2 protein-coding genes (1 of these 2 only partly in view) are annotated in these 23,283 nt (G+C 72.1%); both read left to right on the top strand.

The window, feature by feature from the left end; all coding sequences use genetic code 11:
• Window positions 1–2 precede the first annotated feature (2 nt).
• Window positions 3–8,159 (top strand): amino acid adenylation domain-containing protein, encoded by an 8,157-nt coding sequence (locus ASG12_RS17670; RefSeq protein ID WP_235457443.1) that lies wholly within the window; start codon window positions 3–5, stop codon window positions 8,157–8,159.
• On the top strand, window positions 8,156–23,283 hold the 5' end (the start) of the coding sequence (locus ASG12_RS17665; RefSeq protein WP_156378166.1) for a non-ribosomal peptide synthase/polyketide synthase. The gene runs 24,787 nt beyond the window's last position; only the first 15,128 of its 39,915 coding nucleotides appear in the window; it begins with the start codon at window positions 8,156–8,158; its stop codon lies beyond the right edge, outside the window. The genes ASG12_RS17670 and ASG12_RS17665 overlap by 4 nt, the downstream gene beginning before the upstream one ends.

Below are 23,283 nucleotides of genomic sequence, written 5' to 3'. Positions count from 1 at the left end.
GTGTGAGCCCCGGCACCAGCGGTCGAGGTGACCGCATCCCGTTGACCGCGGCGCAGCGTGGGATGTGGTTCGCCGAGAGCCTGCAACGGGACTACTCGGTCACCGTGGCCCACTACCTCGACATCGTCGACGTCGACCGCCCGCTCGACCGCGACCTGTTCCGCCGCGCCGTCCGTGACGCCGCCCGTTCGCTGGAGTCGGCGTTCACCCGCATCGACCTCGTCGACGACGTGCCGATGGTGGTCGTCGACCCCGACATCGATTTCGACGTCACCGAGATGGATCTGCGTGCCGAGCCCGACCCGATGGCCGCCGCGCAGGCGTGGATGGCCGACGACCACCGCCGGCCGATGGATCTCCTGCGCGACCCGATCGCGATCTCGGTCCTCATCCGCGTCGCCGACGACCGGGCGTTGTGGTACCTCCGCGGCCATCACATCGCCTTCGACGGCTACTCGGCGCTGAACAGCCTCCACGAGGCGGTCCACCGCTACAACGCGATGTCCCGCGGGGAGGAGTACGTCCACCCGCCCCGTGCATCGCTGGCCGAGGTCGCCGCGGACGACGCCGCCTACGCCGACAGCAGCCGTCGCGCCGGTGATCGCGCGTACTGGGTCGACCGCGCGGCGGACCTGCCCGAACGGGTCACCCTGGCCCGTCGCGCGACATCGGCCCGACTCTCCCCGGCGAACGTGGTGGCCAGTACCCGCCTGACACCTCATGCGCAGGAGGCCCTCGAGGCCGCGGCGGCGCAGACCTCGAGTTCCGTGGCGACCGTGCTCACCGCGGCCTTCGCGGCCTACCTCGCCGCGGTCACCGGCACCGACGACGTCGTGCTGAGCCTGCCCGTCACCGGCCGGGCCGCGGCGAAGATGAAACGTGCCAGCAGCATGGTGTCGAACATGCTGCCCGTCCGCGCCCGCGACCTCGGCACCATCTCCGGGCGGGCGTTGATCCGCGACGTGCAGACCGAACTGACCGGCGTGCTCCGCCATCAGCGCTACCGCTACGAGGACATCCGCGGCCACGCCGGACTCACCGACGCGAGCGCGGCCTCCTTCGGTCCGATCGTGAACCTCGTGTTCTTCGACCGACCGATCGCGATCGACGGGGCGCGCACCGAGTACCAGATCCTGTCGTCGGGGATCCTCGACGACCTCCGGGTCAATCTGTACTCGGCCGGACCCGGCGAGCGGCTCGTCGTCGACCTGCACGGCAACCCGAATCTGTACTCCCGCAGTGAACTCGACGACCATCTCACGCGTCTGCTCGTCGTCGTCGAGCGTCTGCTCGCCGATCTCGACCGGCCGGTGCGTGACGTCGAGCTGCTGCTGCCCGGGGAACGCGACGCGGTTCTCTCACTCGGACGCACCGACGCTGCGTCGCAGCATGATCGGCCCATCGACACACATCTGCTCGCGCCGTTCCTCCATCAGGTCGAGCGCACCCCGGATGCCCCGGCGCTGGAGACCGACGACGCCGTGCTGACCTACCGCGACGTCGACGACAGGCGGCGCGCACTGGCCGCCCTGCTCGTCGACTCCGGTGTCGTGCCGGGTGACCGCGTGGTCATCGCACTCGACCGCGGCGTCGACCAGGTGTGCGCGGTCTACGCGGTGCTCGGACTGGGGGCGGTGTACGTCCCGGTCGATCCCGACGAGGCCGCCGATCGCCGGGCCGCGATCGCCGGGATCGTCGCGCCCCGGGTGATCGTCGATCGCGCGTGGACCGCGGACGCGTCGACGTCGGGCCGCACACCCACCGATCACGCGCGCCGAGTGGCGGATCGACTCGTCGCCGTCGGGCCCGCGTACGTCATCTTCACCTCGGGATCGACCGGGACCCCCAAGGGTGTCGTGGTCGACCACGACGCGGTTCTCACGCGGCTGCGGTGGATGCAGGACGACCACCCGGTGTCGACGGCGGACGCGATCCTGCACAAGACGCCGACCACGTTCGACGTCTCCATCTGGGAACTGTTCTGGCCCCTGATGACCGGAGCCCGCATGGTCATCGCCCGACCCGGGGGCCACCGCGACCCGCGGTACCTGCACGACGCCATGACCCGCCACGGTGTCACCACCGTCCACTTCGTCCCCGCCATGCTCGACGTGTATCTCGACGCCGAGCCGGCCCTACCGGCCTCGGTGCGTCAGGTCTTCACCTCCGGTGAGGCCCTGTCGGTCACAGCGGCGCGGCGCCTGCTCATGGGCTCGTCGGCCACGCTGACGAATCTCTACGGCCCCACCGAGGCCGCCGTCGACGTCACCGCCCACGCCGTGGACGCGCCCGCCGACACCGTGCCCATCGGTCGGCCCGTCACCGGCACCGACGTCTACGTCCTCGACCCCGCGCTGCGGGTGGTCCCGGTCGGCGTCGTCGGCGAACTGCACATCGCCGGCCGCCAACTCGCCCTCGGCTACGTCGCCGCCCCGGACCGCACCGCCGAACGCTTCGTCGCCGACCCCTACGGCGCACCCGGTGATCGCATGTACCGGACCGGTGATCTGGTGCGCTGGAACGACTCCGGTGAGCTGGAGTACCTCGGCCGGGGCGATCACCAGGTGAAGATCCGCGGCCAACGCGTCGAGCTCGGCGAGATCGAGTCGGTGCTCGAGTCCGTCGAGGGGGTCGATGCGGCGACGGTCGTCGCGCGCACCGACCTCGGGCCCGCGCCCGTGCTGGTCGCCTACCTGCGCGGCTGCGCACTCGACGAGGACGACCACCGGGTGATGGCCCTGGCCCGGCGCAGACTGCCCGCCCACATGGTGCCCGGTGCGGTGGTCGTGCTCGACGAGTTCCCGGTCACCTCCTCGGGCAAGGTCGATCGTCGCGCGCTGCCCGAGCCGACCGTCCGGACCGGAGTCGAGCACGCCGAGGCCCGGACGGAGACCGAGATCGCCCTCGCCGCGACGATCGCCGAACTGCTCTGCCGCGAGCGGGTGGGTATGCGCGACAACCTGTTCACGCTCGGCGCCGATTCGCTGGTCGCCGCACGACTGGTGTCGACGATGCGGTCCCGCCACGGTCTCGATCTCGCGCTCACCGACGTCTTCGACGCCGCGACCATCGGCGAACTGGCCGAGAGGACCCTGCGTGTCACCGACGCGGCCCCCGGCGCGAACGAGTCCGAGGTGGCGGCCGTGGCGACCCGGCCCGCGGTCCTGCCGTTGTCGCCGGCGCAGACCCGCCTCTGGTTCATCAACCGGATGGCGCCGCACGAGCCGACCTACAACATGCCCGGTGCACTGCGCCTGCCCGGTGACACCGACGCCGATGCGATCGTCGCCGCGGTCGGAGATGTCCTGGCGCGTCACGAGATCCTGCGTACCCGGTTCCCGTCGGTCGACGGCGAGCCGACGCAGGAGATCGCCGCCAGCACGGACGCGGTTGCCGCCGTCACGGCCGACATCGGCGAGGTCGTGACCGTCGCGGCTCACCGGCTCGACCACGCGATCGGCGAGATCGTGGCCCGTGGTTTCGATCTCACCCGTGAGTTGCCCGTCCGTGCGCGGCTGCTGCGTGTCCCCGCCCCCAGCGTCGTCGACCACCCCGGCGTCGCCGACATCGCCACCACGATCTCCGACGAGAGTTCTTCCACCGCCGCGGATCTCGTCGTGGTCCTCGTGGTGCACCACATCGCGGCCGACGGCCAGTCGCTGCCGCCGCTGTTGGCCGACCTGATGGCCGCGTACACCGCGCGCCGTGCCCACCGCGCTCCGGAGTTCGCGCCGCTCGCGTGGCAGTACGCCGACGTCACCCTGCGTGCCCGTGCACGTCTCGGTGACGCGGACCACCCGACGCCCGCGGCGCGCGCTGCGCTGGAATTCTGGCGTGCCGAACTCGACGGCGCCCCCGAGATCCTCACCCTGCCGACCGACCGCCCGCGACCGCAGATCCCCAGCGGCAACGGCGATCACGTCGATGCCGTCATCCCCGCCGAGCTCGCCACCGCCGTCCGTGACCTGGCTCGGGACCTGTCGGTGACGCCGTTCGCCGTGGTGCACAGCGCGCTGGCCGTCGTCCTCGGCCGTCTCGCGGGCACCGAAGACGTGTGCATCGGCACCGCCGTCGCCGGTCGTGACGATCCGGCCACCGCCGGACTGATCGGCATGTTCGTCAACACCGTCGTGTTGCGCAGCCGGATCGATCCGTCGGTCTCGATCGCCGACCACATCGCCGCCTCGCACCGCACCGCGGCACGGGCGATCGCCCACGGCGACATCCCGTTCGAGCGCGTCGTCGACGCCGTCGCCCAGCGACGCGGATCCGCGCATCCGCCGCTCGTCGGCGTCGCCCTGACGATGCAGGTCGACCCGCTGGCCGCGCTCGCCGAGTCCGGCGCGATCCCGCTCACGGCGCAATCACGCGTCCGCGCCGCGAAATACGATCTGACGCTCACGCTGACCGAGTCGGCGGACCGACGATCCGACGCCGCCTACCGCCTCGAGATCGCCTACGCCACCGACCTGTTCGACCGCACGACCGCCGTCGAGCTCGGCCGGCAGCTGCACCGGGTGCTGCAGACCATGGTCGACGCGCCCACCGGTCCGGTCGGACGCATCGATCTCGTCGCACCGGATCGCATCGGTGCGCTCGCCGCGCCGCCCCTGGTGTCGCCGTCTCCCCAACCGCTCCGCCGACTCCTCGCGACCGGTGCGCGCGTCGCCGACGACGACGCGCCCGCGGTGTCGGGAGAGATCACCATGGCGTGGTCGGTGTTCGAGGCGTGGACCAACCAGATGGCCCGGGAACTCATCGCCCGCGGCATCGGACCCGGCGATGTCGTCGCCATCAGCATCGGGCGCTCGGCGCACTCGGTCGCCGCACTCGTCGCGGTGGCCAAGACCGGGGCCGCGTTCGTCACGATCGACCCCGCCCACCCGCCGGCCCGGCGGACCCAGCTCGTGGCCGACAGCGCGGCGGTACTCGGTCTGTCGGTGCGGGCCGCTCTCGCGGAGGCACCGGGGGACGACACCGTGCCGTGGGTCGCGATCGACGACGTCGCCTTCGAGCTGGCGCTCGCGGGCTACAGCGGCACACCGGTCGGCGACGACGAGATCCGACGCCCGGTCCACATCGACGACCTCGCGTACCTGCTCTACACCTCCGGATCCACCGGGCGGCCCAAGGCCGCCGCCATCACCCACGCCGGACTCACCGCGATGGTCGACGGACAGCGCTCCATCATGGGCGCGCACCCGGGCGGCCGGTATCTGCACGTGGCGTCGCCGAGTTTCGACGTGTCGGTGTATGAGATCCTCATGGCCCTGTGTGCCGGTGGCGAACTCGTGATCAGTCCGCCCGAGGTGTTCGCCGGCGACGAGCTGACCGCACTGCTCGTCCGGCATCGGGTGACCCACGCGGTGGTGACACCACTGGTCGCCGCGACCCTCGACCCGGCCGCGCTCACCGAGCTGACCCTGATGGGTTTCGCGGGCGAGAAGGTCCCGCCGGAACTGGTCGAGACCTTCGACGCCCCGCACCGGTCGCTGTTCAACATGTACGGGCCGAGTGAGGCCACCATCTGGACCACGGTGGCCCGTCTGCGTCCCGACGCCCCCGTCACCATCGGCCGCCCGGTCCCCGGGTTCGCCGCCCTCGTCCTCGACGACTGGCTGCGCCCCGTGGCCACCGGGGTGATCGGCGAGCTCTACCTCGCGGGCGCCGGTGTGGGACGCGGCTACCACGAGCGCCCGGCGCTGACCGCGACGCGCTTCGTCGCGCACCCGTTCCTGGCCGGCGCGCGGATGTACCGCACCGGCGACCTCGTCTCCCGCAACCGCGACGGCGCCCTCGTCTACCACGGCCGCAACGACTTCCAGATCAAGCTACGCGGCATGCGGATCGAGCCCGGCGAGGTCGACGGCGTCCTGCGTCGCCACCCGGGCATCGACCGTGCGGTGAGCGTCGGTGCCACGACCGGTCACGGAGACACCGTGCTCGTCACCTACGTCACGCCGCGTGCCGGCGCGGTTCTGGTCCCCGAGCAGATCGTCGAGCACGCCCGTCGACACCTCCCCGCGCACCTCGTGCCGCACACCGTGATGGTGATCGACGACCTGCCGCGCAACCGCTCCGGCAAGGTCGACCGGTCGGCGCTGCCCCCGGTGGAGCTGCACTCCGGGCACGACTTCGTCGCTCCCCGCAGCGAACTCGAGACGATCGTGGCCGGCGTGTTCGCGTCGGTCGTCGGCGTCGACCAGGTGGGTGTCCACGACGACTTCTTCGCCATCGGGGGCAACTCGTTGTCGGCGACCAAGGTGATCTCGCGCCTCGAGCGACTGCTCGATCGCCGCCTGGCGCTGCGGGTCCTGTTCGAGAACCCGAGCGTCGCAACACTCGTCGGTGCGTTGGGGTCGGACGCACCCGGGTCGGGGGCGTCGGTCGCGGGAGACGAGGCGCCGCTGACCACCCGGCGTCGCTCCGAGGTGGTTCCGGTCTCCGGCGCTCAGCGGGGCATGTGGCTGGTCAACGGCGCCGATCCCACGTCCGGGGCGCACAACATCTCGTTGTCGCTGCACCTCGCGGGCGCGCTCGACGTCGATGCGCTGCGCGCGGCCGTCGTCGACCTCGTCGCCCGACACGAGACGCTGCGCACGATCTACCCGCTCGTGGGATCGGAACCGGCACAGGTGATCCTGCCCGCCGAGCTCGTCGCATCCCAGTTCGAGGTGTCGGTGATCGACCCGTCCGACGGTGCCGCCGACGACTCGGCCGGTGACGTCGCGGTGGCCGAGTTGTGCGCCGGGGGATTCGATCTGACCGCCGAGTTGCCGGTGCGGGCGGCGGTCGTGCGCCGGGAAACCGACGACCACGAGCTCGTGTTCGTGGTGCACCACATCAGCGCCGACGGTGTGTCGCTGCGTCCGCTCGGACGGGATCTGGTGCACGCCTACCTCGCCCGCCGCGACGGGACACCGCCGCGTTGGCCGGCGTTGTCGCTGCAGTACGCCGACTACGCGTCGTGGCACCGCGAGCGACTCGCCGCACCCGACGCCGACGGGGTGACGCGGGCGCAGCGCCAACTCGACCACTGGGCGCGACGTCTGCGGGGCGCTCCCGGACCGGTCGCGCTGCCGACCGATCGTCCGCGTCCGCCCGTACCGACGTCGTCCGCCGCGGCGGTCGACCTCGCGATCCCGGCCGACGTCGTCGCGGCGCTCTCGACCGTCGCACGCTCGACGGGCACCACGCTGTTCATGGTCGTCCACGCCGCCTACGCGGTGCTGTTGTCCCGGTTGAGCGGACGCGGCGACATCGTCATCGGTACACCACTGCACGGTCGCGGGGACGAGGCGCTCGACGACGTCGTCGGCATGTTCGTCAACACCCTCGCCCTGCGCACGGCGGTGGAGCCGGGGGAGCGGTTCACCGATCTCCTCGGACGCGTCCGCGCCGACGACCTCGCCGACATGGCCCACGCCGACGTCGCGTTCGACGACGTCGTCGCCCGGGTGTCGGGAACGGGATCGGGGGCGGGCACGCACAACCCGCTGTTCTCGGTCATGCTCGCGTTCCAGAACCTCGAGTTCCCGGTGGTGGAGGTCGAGGGACTGCGCATCACGCCACGCGTCGCCGACACCGTCTCGGCGAAGGTCGATCTCGAGCTCATCCTGTTCCCGACCGACCCCACCGGACGCACCGCCGACGGCGCGATGGCCGGTCGCATGATCTACGCGACCGACCTCTTCGACGCCGAGACGGTGCGGCGTCTCGTCGACCGCTGGGTGCGTCTGCTCGCCGACATCGCGTCGCATCCCGACCGGGTCGTCGGTGACCTCGTGCTCGAGGACGCACCCACGCCCGAACCGGTCTCCGAGATCGGCGCGCTGCCCGATCTGGTGGCCGTCGCGTCGTCGGTCGACCCCGATGCGGTCGCCGTCGACCTCGACGGGACCACGGTCAGTTTCGGGGAGATCGACTCCATGGCGGCGGCCATGCAGATCACGCTGCCCGACGGGGACGCCTACACCGCACTCACCGTGGCGCTGACGACGGTGGTGCCGGTTCTCGGCGACGGTGACGTCAGGATCCTCGACGAGGCGCTCGATCAGTTGCAGTCCAACGCCCGCCGCGTCGCCGGAGTCGCCGGCACGCCCGCCGCGTCCGGCCCGCCCGCGCAGACGCAACCGTCGGACGGAACCGGCCGGGAGTGACGACCACCGGACCAGGCGTGCCCGGCGCCTCGCCACCTCGTCGTGTCGCCCACCGCACGACGGCCCGCCCGTCGACGCCGCACCTCGTGGCGCTCGCCGCAGATCTCGCGCCCGATCGGGTGGTGTTCGTCGGTGCGACCGGACCGGTCACGCTGGCCGTGCTCTCGGCCAAGATCGCGGCGACGGTCCCGATGTTGACCGCACGGGGCATCGGCACCGAGGCGGCGGTGAGTGCCACGGTCACCGGGCTGCTCCCGCGAGCGGGCCTGTCGCCGGCCCAGATCGGTTCGGCGACCGCCGAGACTCTCGCGCGGATCGCCGCCACCGTCGACGAGGTCGCCGGCACCTCCGACTGGGGCTCGGTCCCCGGCCGCTTCCGCGCCGCGGTGCGCCGATCGGCGATGCACACGCACGGGGGCGGGGTGCACGGGGCGGGCCGGGTGGCGGTGTCGGACCTGCGTGGCGTGGCGCTGACCTATCCCGAACTCGATGAACGGTCCGACCGGCTGGCCCGTGGCCTGATCCGGGCGGGCGCGGGACCCGAGACACTCATCGGTGTGGCCCTGCCGCGCGACGTCGACCTCATCGTCGCCCTGCTCGGCGTGCTGAAATCCGGTGCCGCCTACCTCCCGCTGGACCGCACCCACCCGGTACGCCGCTCGCAGACCATCGTCGCCGCGGCGCGCCCATTGATCATCCTCACCGCCGACGACACCGCGTCGCAGTGGCGCGAGGAGATCGGCGCGCCCACCGCCACGGTCACCGAGATCGCCAGCGGTACAGACGAATCGGCGCCGACGCTGCCCGAGGTCATCGACAGTCGCAACGCCGCCTACGTGATCTTCACGTCGGGATCGACCGGTGTGCCCAAGGGTGTCGTGATCACCCACGAGCAGATTGTGGCGATGCTGAACGCCCTCGACGAGCTCTACGAGACCTCCGCCGACGACGTGTGGACGATGTTCGCCTCCTACGCCTTCGACGTGTCGGTCGGTGAGATCTGGCCCGCACTCGCCGCGGGAGGGCGCCTCGTCGTCCTCGACCACCTGACCACGCGATCACCCGACGACATGGTCGCGGTCCTGATGCGGGAACAGGTGACCATTCTCAACCTGACCCCGTCGGCGTTCTACCAGCTCGCCGCCGCGCTGCGCGGTGGCGGGCGAGACGACGCGAGCACACCCCGGCTGTCGGAGTCGGTGCGCGAGATCATGTTCGCAGGGGAGCGACTCGACTTCGACCAGGTACGCCGCTGGTATCGCGATCGCGTCGCCGTCGACGGTCGCACCGGTCCCGCACTGAACAACATGTACGGGCCCACCGAGACCACCGTGTACATGACGCGACGGGCCGCGACACCCGAGTTCGCCGAGGCGACAACCGTGTCCGACATCGGGGGACCGTTCCCCGGGACCAGGACGGTCGTCCTCGACGCGCGCCTGGCCGCGGTGCCCGAGGGTGTGCCCGGCGAGCTCTACGTGTCCGGGCCCCAGGTCGCCCGCGGCTATCTGGGCCGCGGTGATCTCACCGCGGGCCGGTTCGTGGCCGACCCGTTCGGTCCGCCGGGTGCGCGGATGTACCGCACCGGTGATCTCGTGCTCGAGCGCAACGGATCGCTGGAGTTCCTCGGCCGGGGTGACGACCAGGTCAAACTGCGTGGCTTCCGCATCGAACTGGGCGAGATCGAGGCCGCGCTCGCCGCCGTCGACGGTGTCGACGCCGCCGCGGCCGCCGTCCGTGCCCGCGACGACCAGCCCGAACAGCTCGTCGGCTACATCGTCGCGGGTACCGGCCCCGACCGCGAGGGCGCTGTGGCCGAACAGGATCCGAGCGACGTCGACCGGGATGCCGCGGTGGCCGCCGCGGCACGGGCAGCGGTCGCGGCACGGGTGCCGGAGTACATGGTGCCGTCGGTGGTCATGGTTGTCGACGCGCTTCCGCTGACCGTCAACGGCAAGATCGACCGCGACGCACTGCCGACCCCGGATGCGCCGGTCGAGGTCGGCCGCACCGAACCACCCGCCACCGACACCGAACGGGTGATCGCCGCGGTCGTCGCCGAGGTGCTCGGACTCGACGGGATAGGTGTCACCACATCGTTGTTCGATCTCGGTGGGACGTCGCTGGCGGTCGCTCGGATCGCCGCCCAGGTGGCGCGGCAGCTCGACGTCGACATCACCGTGCGCGACGTCTTCGCCCAGCCGACCGTGCGCGGTCTCGCCGGCGTGGTGACCGATCGCGGCGCTGCCGACCGGCCCGTGCTGCTGCCGGTGGAACGCCACGACACGGTCGGACTGTCCGACGCCCAGCGCCGGATCTGGTTCCTGTCCCGGCTCGATCCCGACAGCGCCGCCTACGCGATCCCGTTGGTGCTGCGCTTCTCCGGTGATCTGCGACCGGCGGCCCTCGCCGCCGCCGTCGATGACGTGATCGCCCGCCACGAGTCCCTGCGCACGCGGTTCGTCACCACCGACGGTGTTCCCGCACAGGTCGTGGTCCCTGCCGCGGGACATCGCAGTGACACGCTCATCGACCCGCCACGCGATCTCACCGCCGTCGACGCGCAGTCCGTCGAGCGCGAGATCACCGAGATCGTCACCGCACCCTTCGATCTCGAGGCGCACCCACCGGTGCGCGCCCGGCTGCTGCGCGTCGCGCCCGACACCACCGGGGCCGCTGTGGGCGGGGGAGACGAGTTCGTGTTCGTCCTCGTCGCCCACCACGTGATCGCCGACGCGGCGTCACTCGCACCGCTCGCACGAGACCTGATGGCGGCCTACGCCGCTCGGGTCGAGGGAGGCGCACCCGACCTCGCCCCGCTGCCGGTGCAGTACGCCGACTACACCGTGTGGCAGCACACACTGCTCGGCGACATCGACGATCCGACGTCGACGGCGGCACGGCAGTGGCACTACTGGCGCGAGCAGCTCGCCGACCTGCCCGAGGTGACCGACCTCCCCGTCGACCGGCCCCGCCCGGCGGTGGCATCGGGACGCGGGGCGCAGTACCACCTCGACCCCGCCCCGGACGTCGTCGACGGTCTGTTCGGCCTGGCGCAGGCCCGGGGCGCGACGCCGTTCATGGCGGTGCACGCGGTGTTCGCGGCCCTGCTCGCGCGGTCGGGCACCGACGACGACATCGCGATCGGCACCGCCGTCGCCGGCCGAGGCGACGCCGCTCTCGACGACCTCATCGGGATGTTCGTCAACACCCTGGTGCTGCGCACCCGCGTCGACCGGTCGGCGGACTTCGCCACCCTGCTCGAGCACGTGCGGGCCACCGACGTCGCGGCGCTCACCCACACCGACCTCCCGTTCGAGCGGCTCGTCGAGGAACTGTCGCCCGACCGCAGCTCCGCCCACTCGCCGCTGTTCCAGGTCGCCCTCAACCTCGTCGACGCCGACCGGTCCGCCTTCTCGCTACCCGGTGTCGACGTCCGCGCCGTCGACCCACCGGTCACGACAACGCAATTCGACCTGTCGCTCACCGTGTCCACCGGCGACGGGGACGCGGTAGGCAGTCCGCGGATGGTGTTCACCTATGCCACCGACCTCTTCGACGAGGCCACCATCGCCGATTTCGCGGACCGGTTCGTGGCCCTGGCCGCCGCCGCGGTCGCCGACCCCGGCCGACCCGTCGGCGACCTCGACCTGGCCGGATCCGACCTGCAGGACACAGCAGCGCTCGACGGGGGCGGGGACGTCACGCCGCGGACGTTCGCCGAGATCCTCGACGCCGCCGTCGCCTCGAATCCCGACGGCATCGCGGTCTCCGACGCCACGACACGCTGGACGTATCGCGAGCTCGCCACGCGCGCCGATCACGTTGCCGCCCAGCTACATCGCCGCGGGGTGCGTCCGGGAGACGTGGTGGCGTGTGCGATACCGCGATCCCCGGAGGCGACACTCGCGCTGTGGGGCGTGGTCCGCGCGGGCGGTGCGGTGCTACCGATCGACCGCGATCACCCCGCCGACCGCATCACGCAGATGCTCGCCGACAGCGACGCGCGTATCGGTGTGACGGTGTCCGGTGGCACGGCGAGTGCGCTGCCCCCGCATGTCGACTGGCTCGACCTCGAGGCCCTGGCACAGTCGGCCCCCGCCGACGGCGAGGCGCCGACCGCGGCCCGCATCGACGACATCGCGTACGTCATCTTCACCTCGGGATCGACCGGGCGACCCAAGGGCGTCGCGGTCACCCATTGTGGACTCGCGAACGTCGTGGCCGAGATGCGCGGTCGGTTCGCCCTCACCCCGACCGCGCGGGTGTTGGCGTTCGCCTCACCGAGTTTCGACGCGTCCGTCTTCGAGACGCTCCTCGCGGTCACCGCCGCCTCGACCCAGGTGATCGCGCCGACCGACATCGTCGGAGGCGACGAGCTGGCGAGTTTCCTCGCCGCCGAACGCATCACCCACGCCTTCGTCACACCCGCCGCGCTCGCGACCGTCCCCGCCGACGGGCTCGACGAGCTGGCCGTCCTCTGCGTCGCCGGCGACACCTGCCCGCCCGAACTGGTGCAGCGGTGGGCGCCGGGCCGGGCGATGTTCAACCTCTACGGCCCGTCGGAGGCGACGATCTGGTCGACGTCGACCACTCCGCTCCGCGCGGTGGACACCGACGATCGGCCCCCGGGGGCGCCGCGGACCGTCCCCATCGGCGTCTCTGTCACCGGGGTACGCGCCCATGTCCTCGACGACCGACTGCGCCCGGTTCCGCTCGGGGTCGCCGGCGAGCTCTACCTCTCCGGTCCCGCGCTGGCCCGCGGCTACCTCGGTCGGCCGGGGCAGACCTCCGAACGCTTCGTCGCCGACCCCTTCGGTCCGCCCGGTGGCCGCCTGTACCGCACCGGCGACCTCGTGCGTCTGCGCCGCGGCGCTTCCGAGGTCGACGGTGCGTCGTCGCACGAACTGGAGTTCCGGGGTCGCAACGACTTCCAGGTGAAGATCCGCGGTTTCCGCATCGAGCCCGGTGAGGTCGACGCCGTCCTTGGCGCCCATCCCGACGTAGCGTTCGCGACCACGCTGGCCCGCACGCATCCGCAGTCCGGGCAGACGATGCTGGTGTCGTACGTGCACCCGAGGCCCGGGTGTGCGCTCGACACCGCCGATCTCGGGGCCCGTGTCGCCCATCGCCTCCCGCGCCACCTCGTGCCGTCGTCGATCATGGTGCTCGCGTCGGTACCGCTGTCGCCCACCGGCAAACTCGACCGCCGCGCGCTGCCTGCGCCCGTCGTCGACAGCGGCGATGTCGTGGCACCGGCCACCGACACCGAACGACTCATCAGTGGCGTGTACGCCGAGGTCCTCGGGCTCGACGAGGTGTCGGTGACGGCGGATTTCTTCGGCCTGGGCGGGAACTCTCTCGCCGCGACCCGTGTGGTGGCCCGGGTCGGACAGGGTCTGGGTCGTGACCTGCGTGTCCGCGACCTGTTCGACCACCCCACCCCGCGCGGGTGGGCGGCAGCGATCGACTCCGGTACCACCGATTTGGGTACGGACGACCCCGCGACCGCGACACCCCCGACGCCCCGGGAACGCCCGACCGAGATCCCCCTGTCCTACGCCCAGCGCCGCATGTGGTTCATCAACCAGTTCGACCCGACGTCGGCCGCCTACAACATCCCTGTCGTCGCCGTCCTGCGCGGACCCCTCGACGTCGACGCGCTGCGCGCCGCCGTCGGCGACGTGGTCGCCCGGCACGAGGTGCTGCGCACCACCTATCCGACCGGCGGCGACGGCGCACCGGTCCAGGTCATCGACACACCCGACCACGCGCGCGACCGACTCGACTGGACGGTCGCCTCGTCCGACGACGAGGCCCGATCGATCATCGGTCGGGGGTTCGACGTCGCGACGGAGCTGCCGCTGCGGGTGCGACTCCACAGCGTGGACGCCACACACCACCTGCTGGTGGTCGTCGTCCACCACATCGCGGCCGACGGTCAGTCCGCGCCGGTCCTCGCCCGCGACATCGCACTCGCCTACACCGCGCGGGTCGGTGGAGCTGCGCCGCAGTGGACCCCTCTGCACGTCCAGTACGCCGATTACGCACTGTGGCAACGTGACCGGCTCGGGTCGGTCGACGATCCTGGGTCGCCGATGGCACGCGACCTCGCCTGGTGGCGCTCCACCCTCGGCGGGTTGCCCGAGGTGCTCGGACTGCCCACCGACCGGCCGCGTCCCCCCGCACCCGACGGCGTGAGCGGCGCCGTCGAGGTCGCCCTCGACGCCGAGACCACCCGCGCGGTGCGACAGCTCGCGTCCGACGCCGGCGTCACCACGTTCATGGTGGTGCACGCGGCCCTGGCGGCTTTGCTCGCGCGCCTGTCGTCGTCGACCGACATCGCCGTCGCCATCCCGGTGGCCGGTCGAGGCCACGCCGAACTCGACCCGCTCGTGGGCATGTTCGTCAACACCCTGGTGCTCCGGACCGAGGTTGACCCCGCCGCCGACGTCACCGACCTGCTCGGAGACGTCCGTCGCGTCGACCTCGACGCGTTCGCACACGCCGAGGTGCCGTTCGAGCGCGTGGTCGACGCCGTGGACCCGGTGCGGTCGGAGGCCTTCGAACCGTTGGCCTCGGTGCTCTTCGTGCACGACACCGACCGCCCGGTGTCGGCCGACCTCGGCGACGTCACGATGGACCTCGAGCGGGTCGGCGACGACGTCGCCAAGTTCGACCTCACCGTCGGCGTCACCGACAACGACACGGCGCTGACGGGTGTGTTCATCTACGCCGCAGCACTGTTCGACCACGACACCGTCGCACGCGTCGCCGACGGATTCCGTCGCCTCCTGACCGCGTTCGCAGCCGACCCGGCGCGTCCGGTGGGCGACATCGCGATCCTCCCCGATACGGCGATCGCCGAGCAGGTGGCCGCATCGTGCGGACCGGAGGTGATGCTGCCGGCGACCACGCTCGTCGACGAGAGCCGTCGCCACGGGGACGCCCACCCCGACGCGATCGCCCTGGTGACGACCGACGGGTCCGGGCGCACCCTGACCCACGGTGAGTTCTGGGCGCGGGTGTCGGTGCTGGCCCGCGACCTCATCGACGCCGGTGTCGGTCCCGACGTCGCTGTCGCGCTGTGCCTGCCGCGCTCGCCGGAACTGGTCGTCGCCGTCCACGCCGTCCTCGCCGCCGGCGGCCAGTACGTGCCCCTCGACATCGCGACCCCCGCCGACCGCGCCGGGTACATGATCGCCACCTCCGGCGCCGCCGTCGTGCTCGTCGACCGCGACCGACGGCCCGACTGGATATCGCAGGTGGCGACCAATGACCGTCTCACGGTGCTGATCGTCGACACCACGGCCGAGATGGTGATCGGGGCAGGCGATGTCGCCGATCGCGCCGCGCCGGTCACCGATGCCGACCGACGGCACCCGCTGCGCCCCGACCACGCCGCCTACACGCTGTTCACCTCGGGCTCGACCGGCCGCCCCAAGGGTGTGGCGGTGTCACACCGCGCCGTGCTCAACCGGCTGCGGTGGGGACTGGCGACGTTCCCCCTGGGGTCCGACGACGCCGTCCTGCTCAAGACGCCGTGCACCTTCGACGTCTCGGTCCCGGAGTTGTTCGCCCCCCTGATGTCCGGGGCCCGGATGGTGATCGCCGCCGACGGCGGGCACACCGACCCCGAGCACCTCGCCGACGTGCTGACGACCCACGCGGTGACGTCGGTGCACTTCGTGCCGTCGATGCTGTCGGTGTTCCTCGACGTCGTCGACCCGGCGGACCTGGCCTGGATGTCGTCGGTCCGATACCTGTTCTGTTCCGGCGAGGCGTTGTCACCGGGTCTCGCGCGCGCCGCACGCGCAGCGCTGCCGCGGGCCGGACTCCACGACCTCTTCGGCCCCACCGAGGCCGCCGTCGAGGTCGCCCACCATCACATCGACGTCGTGGGCGAGGTCGTCCCGATCGGACGACCGGTGTGGAACACGCGCACGACAGTCCTCGACACGCGGCTGCAGGTGGTCGGTCCGGGTGTCGTCGGCGAGCTGTACCTCGGCGGACCGCAACTCGCACGCGGATACGCCGCACGCCCCGACCTCACCGCCGAACGGTTTGTCGCCGACCCCGCGGGCGGGGGCGAGCGGCTGTACCGGACCGGCGATCTCGTCCGCCGCAACCGCGCCGGTGAGCTGGAATACCTGGGGCGCAGCGACTTCCAGGTGAAGCTGCGCGGGCAGCGCATCGAGCTCGGCGAGATCGAGGCCGTACTGGCCGCCGCGCCCGGCGTCGTCCACGCCGCCGCGTCGGTCGTGACCGCACCGGGCGGATCCCGACATCTCGTCGCCTACCTCGCCGGACGCGACGGCGACGCGATGGTGGCCGCGGCCCGCGCGGAGGCCGACTCCTCGCTCGCCGAATACATGCGGCCCGGCATCTGGATCACCCTCGACGACATCCCGCGCAGCGCCGCGGGCAAGCTCGACCGACGGGCGCTGCCCGCCCCCGATTTCGGTGCGGCCGTGGCCGATCACGTCGCACCGGGCACCGACGACGAACGCGTCATCGCCGACATCGTCGCCGCCGTGCTCGGCGCGGACCGCGTCTCGGTGACCGACTCGTTCTTCGCGCTCGGTGGCGACTCGATCCTCTCGATCCGGCTGACGTCGCTGCTCCGCGGCGTCGGCTACGCGATCAGCCCGCGCGACATCTTCACCCACCGCACCGTCCGAGCGTTGGCACACAACGCAGTCCGCGACACCGCCGACGCACTCACCGAATACGAGGGCGGCGCAGTCGGACCGGTCGCACCGACCCCGGGCGTCGGATGGATGCTCGACCTCGTCGACGATCCCGAGCAGATCGCCGAATTCTCCCAGTCCGCGGTCCTGGTGCTCCCGCCCGACGCCGAGGTCGCCGAGCTACGCGCGGTGATCGGCGCGGTCGCCACCGCCCATCCGATGCTCACCGCGTCGCTCACCGTCGACGACGGAGTACCCACGGTCATCGCGGGGGCCGGTCGCATCGATGACATGCATATCGAGATCCTCCACACCGCCGATGCAGCGACCGATGGCGCAATCCTCGACGCACACCGTCGGGCCTCCGACGGCCTCGACCCGTCGAGCGGTCGTCTCGTCGCCGCGGTCGGTGTCCGCGACGCGACGGGGATCGGTCGTCTCGTCGTCGTCATCCACCACCTCGGCGTCGACGCCGTGTCGTGGCCGACCATCGTGTCGGGGATCGGTACGGCGTGGTGGCAGGTGCGCTCCGGCGAGCCGCCGACCGTGTCCGCCGCCGGCACCTCGTTCCGCCGGTGGGCCGGCGTCCTCGCCGACCTCGCCGAGCGCGCATCGGAACTGGCCCTGTGGGATCGACACCTGCCCGCGCACGGTGTGTCGACGACGATCACGACCGACCACGACCGTGACCGTCTCGCGTCGGTCGAGACCATCGGCGTGACCGTCCCCGCCGCGATCGCCGACCCGATCCTCACCTCGGTCCCCGAGGCGCTGCGCACCCGCGTCGACACCGCACTCATCGCGGCTTTGATGCAGTCGGTCGCCGATGTGTTGTCACCGAACACCCCCGACAGATCCGATCCGGGTGTGTCGGTGCTCATCGAGAACCACGGGCGCGAGGAACATCTCGCCCCCGGAGCGGACCTGTCGGAGACCGTGGGGTGGTTCACCAGCTTCGTCCCGCTCACGCTGCAGGTGTCGCCCGCGGGCCCCGACGCAGAACACGGCACATCGGTCATCGCGACGGTGAAGGCGGTCAAGGACGCCGTCGCGCGGATGCCCGACGGCGGTATCGCGTTCGGACCGCTGCGGTATCTGCGACCCGGGTCGCCGCTGCGCGAGCGCCCCCTGCCGTCGGTGAGCGTCAACTATCTGGGCGCACGGTCCGGTCCGGTCCGGACCGAGTCGTCGTTCGCGCCGGTCGCGGGCACACCGACCCTGCCCCCGTCGGTGCGCGGTGACATGGCGGCGCTCGCCGCCCTCACCGTCACCATCGGCGCGGTCATCCCGACCGTCGGGGATCGAGAACTGCAGGCGGAGTTCACCTTCGCGCCGGGAGCGATCGACCGCGCGCAGGTCGCCGCGATCGCCGACCGATGGGCGACGCACCTGCAGACCGTCGTCGAGACACTGCGTGAGGGTCCCGTGGGACCCAGCGAGACCGACCTCGCGTCGACCGGGCTCACCCAGTCCGAGATCGACGCGGTGCTCTCCGCGCATCCCGGGGCCGAACTCTGGCCTCTCACCCCGCTGCAGCAGGGCCTGTTCTTCGAGTCGGAGTTCGCCGGCGGCGCCGACGTCTACATCACGCAGTCGACGATCACCGTGACCGACGCCTTCGAGGCCGACACCGCCCGCCGTGCCGCGCAGGCGCTCGTCGCTCGGCATCGTGTGCTGCGGACCGCGTTCGTGCGCAGCACGTCTGGTCGCGCGGTCGGCGTCGTCGCGCCAGACGTGACGCCCCGGTGGCAGACCGTCGACCTCGGCGACCTCGCGCCCGGGGATGCGGCCCGGGGTCTCGAGCGGATCGCCCACGACGAGCGGGTCGCGGGGTTCGACCTCGCCGACGGCGAGCCCATCCGGTTCGTGCACGTCCGTCATCTCGACGCCGAGGCCCGTCCCGCGGTGTCGCTCGTCGTCACCGCCCATCACCTCGTCATCGACGGCTGGTCGGCGCCGATCCTGCTGGGCGAGTTGCTGGCCCCGCTGTTCGGCGGTCCCCCCGAGACGAGCGAGCCGGTGCGTCCCGATTTCGGCGACCACCTCGACTGGCTCGCGACCCGTGATCACGCGGGCGCACTCGACGTCTGGCGCGAGGCTCTCGCCGGGGTCGACGGTCCGACGCTGGTGGCGCCGGGGCACACGCCGAGTGCGGACGCCCCGCCGCGGGATCTGCAGGTGCATCTCGGCGCCGATCTCACGTCGGCGTTGACCGGACGGGTGCGTGACCTCGACGCCACGATGGCGACGGTCCTGCAGGCCGCGTGGTCGATCCTGCTGAGCCGCATGACCGGACGCACGTCGGTGGTGTTCGGTGAGACGGTGTCGGGGCGGTCGCCCGACGAGCCCGGCGCGAGCGGGATGATCGGGCTGTTCATCAACACGCTGCCGGTCGCCGCGCGTGTCGATCCCGGTACGACGGCGGCCGAGCTCGTCGCCGCCCTGCACCGCTCGAAGGCGGCGGTCCTCGACCACCAGTACGTCGGACTGGCCGACATCGCCGATGCGATCGGGCAACCGGTCCTGTTCGACACCCTGACGGTCTACGAGTCGTATCCGGTCGACGCGGCCGTCGCCGCCGCGGCCGGCGGGGGAGAGGGGCCCGTGCGCGCGGTGTCGTCCACCGACGCCACGCATTACCCGCTGAACCTCGTCGCCGCACCCGGCCCCGAGGACTCCGATGACGGTCTGACCCTGACCCTGAAGTACCTGCCGTCGGCGTTCGACGAGGACATGATCGCCGTGGTCGCCGACGCCGTGGTGGTGCTGCTCTCCGCGATCGCGCACGACCCGCAGATCCGTGTCGGCGACATCGACCTGCGCTCGCCCGCGGTGATCGACCGGATGCAGGGGTGGTCGACGGGTGCCCCGTTGCTCCCGGGATCCCCGGCCTCCGCCCTGCTACCGGATCTCGTCGCCGCGCAGGTGGCCCGGACACCGGACGCGGTCGCGCTGCGCGTCGAGGGCGCGTCGGTGACCTACGGCGAGTTCGGTGCCCACGTCGACCGCGTCGCCGCCAATCTCATCGAGCGCGGGGTCGGTCCCGATGTGCCGGTCGCCGTGGCCATCGCGCGGTCGACGGAGCTGCTCGTCGCGATCCACGCGATCGTCGCCGCGGGCGGGCAGTACGTACCCCTCGACCCCGATGCGCCCGCCGATCGCATCGATCACATGCTCACCACCGCCGGTGCGCAGATCGTGCTGCTCGCGCACGGGGGGCGACCGGTGGACGCGGTCGGCCGCACGATCGTCGAGATCGACTGCGCCACCACAGCCGGCCCGGACCCGGCGGTGTCGCGGACCGTCGCCGAGCACCGTCGCGGCCTGCGACCCGACCACTCGGCCTACACCCTGTTCACGTCGGGATCGACCGGACGCCCCAAGGGGGTCACGGTCTCCCACGCCGCCATAATCAACCGTCTGCTGTGGATGCAGGAGGAGTTCGCGCTCACCGACACCGATGTCGCCGTGCAGAAGACCCCCGTCACCTTCGACGTGTCGGTGTGGGAACTGTTCTGGCCGCTGATGACCGGCGCCACCCTCGTCGTGGTCGATCCCGACGGCCACCGCGACCCCCGACATCTCGCCGACCTGATGGCCGCGGAACGGGTGACGGTGGCGCACTTTGTGCCGTCGATGCTGTCGACCTTCGCCGACCTCCTCGACTCCGGCCCGTCGGCGGTCGATCTCCACCACCTGCGTGCGGTGTTCGCCTCCGGTGAGGCGTTGGCGCCCGCGGTGGCCGCCTCCGCGCTCGCCGTGCTGCCGAACGCCCGTCTGCACAACCTGTACGGACCCACCGAGGCGGCGGTCGACGTCACCTGGCACGAGGTGCTGCGCGGTGAGCGCACCGTGCCCATCGGAACACCCATCGCGGGCACCGTCACCCGGATCCTCGACGACCGGCTGCGTCCCGTGGCCCCGGGTGTCGTCGGCGAACTGCACCTGGGCGGTGTGCAACTCGCCCGCGGGTACGCCTCCCGCCCCGACCTCACCGCCGAACGTTTCGTCGCCGACCCGTACGGCCCGGCGGGGGCGCGTCTCTACCGCACCGGTGACCTCGTCCGCTGGACCGCACACGGCGAGATCGACTACGTCGGACGCGCGGACACGCAGATCAAGCTGCGCGGTCAGCGGATCGAACTCGGGGAGATCGAGGCCGTTCTCGCCGCCGCGCCCGGTGTGGTGGCCGCCGCGGTCACCGTCGCAGGAGGTCCCGACGGCGGCGACCACCTCGTCGCCCACCTCGCGGGATCGGTGGCCGCCCAGGGTGACCTCGACGCGGTCATCGCCCATGTCGCGCAGTCCCTCCCGGCGTTCATGCGCCCCACCCTGTTCGCGGTGTCCGAGACGTTGCCGACCACCGCCTCGGGCAAGATCGACCGTCGCGCCCTGCCTGAGCCGGCCTTCCCCGGCGCCGGAGCCGACCACGAGATCGTCGCGCCCGCCGACGATCTCGAGGCGATCGTGGCCGAGGTGTACGCCGACGTCCTCGGTGTCGACGCGGTGTCAGTGACCGACAGCTTCTTCGACATCGGTGGCAACTCGCTGTCGGCGACGCGGGTCTCGGCGCGCGTGTCCGACGCCCTCGCGACGCGGGTCGGGGTCCGTGACGTGTTCTCCGCGCCCACCATCCGCGCACTGGCCGCGCTCGTCGGTGAGAGGCGAGGCGGCACCGCGGGTGCGGACGTGGCACCGCTTGTCCCGCAGGTCCGTCCGGATCGCATCCCGCTGTCGCCGGCGCAGCAGCGGATGTGGTTCATCAACCGGTTCGATCCGACGTCGCCCGCCTACAACATCGCCTTCGCGCTCCGGTTGCGCGGCACGCTCGACACCGCCGCGCTGCGTGCCGCGGTGCGGGACGTGATCGGGCGCCACGAGACACTGCGGACCACCTACGCCCAGGACGCCGACGGCACCGCCCACCAGGTGATCGGCGACCCCAGATCGATCGACGACGACCGGTGGTGGTGTGACGACGAGGTCGCCGCTCTGCCCTCGCGCCCCTTCGATCTCGCCGTCGAGGTGCCCATCCGGGTGGGCCTCGTCCCGGCGGACACCGCGAGCAACGACGGCCACGGTGACCATCTGCTGTACGTGGTGATACACCACATCGCCTCCGACGGTGAGTCCATCGCGCCCCTCGTCGCCGACCTCGTGACCGCGTACGCGGCCCGCGTGACCGGCACGGCCCCGGCGTTCGAGCCGCTGAGCGTGCAGTACGCCGACGTCACCCTGTGGCAGCAGCGCGTTCTCGGCGCGGTCGACGACCCGACCTCACCGCTGGGCGCCCAGGTCGATCACTGGCGCGAACGCCTCGCGGGCCTGCCCGACGTCGGTGACCTGCCGACCGACACCCCGCGTCCGCCGGCGGCGTCGATGCGCGGTGCCGCGGTGGACATCCCCCTCGGCTCCGAGGTGCTCCCCGGTGTCGAGATGCTCCCCGGCTCTGCGATGCTCTCCGCCCTCGAGGCGCTCGCCGCGCGGCGCCGCGTCACGCTGTTCATGGTGCTGCACGCCGCCCTCGCGGTGGTTCTCGCGCGGTCGTCGGCGAGCACCGACATCGCCGTGGGGACTCCGGTCGCCGGACGCGGCCGGGCCGAACTCGACCCGCTCGTGGGGATGTTCGTCAACACCCTGGTGCTGCGGACCGAGATCGATCCCGCGGCGACGTTCGCCGATCTCCTCGACGCCGTCCGCGACGTCGACCTCGACGCGTTCGCGCACGCCGACGTCCCCTTCGAACACCTCGTGGACGTCCTCGCGCCCACACGGTCGGAGGCGTTCGCGCCGCTCGCACAGGTGCTGCTGACCCTCGAGCAGTCTGCCACCACCGCCATCGACGTCGCCGGCGTGGAGATCACGCCCGTCGACCCCGGCGACCCACCCGCGCGTTACGACCTCACCGTCGGGTTCACCGCCGCCCGCGACGACCGGGGCGCCCTGACCTCGTTGAGCGGCAGGCTCATCTACGCGACCGACCTGTTCACCGAGGACACCGCCCGACGTCTCGCCGACCGCCTGCGCGCGGTCCTCGTCGCCGGTGTCGCGACACCCACGGTCCCGGTCGGTGACATCGACCTTGTCGATCCCGCCGAGGCCCGTCGGGTCGCGGAGTTCTCCGACGGTGGGCCCGGACCCCGGATCCTCCCCGAGGCAACGGATCTCGCCTCGGCGGTGGCGTGGCAGATCGCGGCGACGCCGACGGCCACGGCCATCATCGACGGCGACCGCGAGATCTCCTACGGCGAATTCGGCGCCCGCGTCTCCGGTCTCGCGCGCGCTCTGATCGCCCGGGGGATCGGGCCCGGCGCCGCCGTGGCGATCTGCCTCCCGCGCTCGGCGGAGATGCTCGTCGCGGTGCACGCGATCGTCGCCGCGGGCGCACGCTGGGTCCCGGTCGATCCCGATGCGCCGGTCGCGCGCACGGCGTC

The sequence above is a fragment of the Williamsia sp. Leaf354 genome (assembly GCF_001424365.1).
Classification (GTDB): domain Bacteria; phylum Actinomycetota; class Actinomycetes; order Mycobacteriales; family Mycobacteriaceae; genus Williamsia_A.
This window is presented reverse-complemented; position numbering and strand designations above follow the sequence as displayed.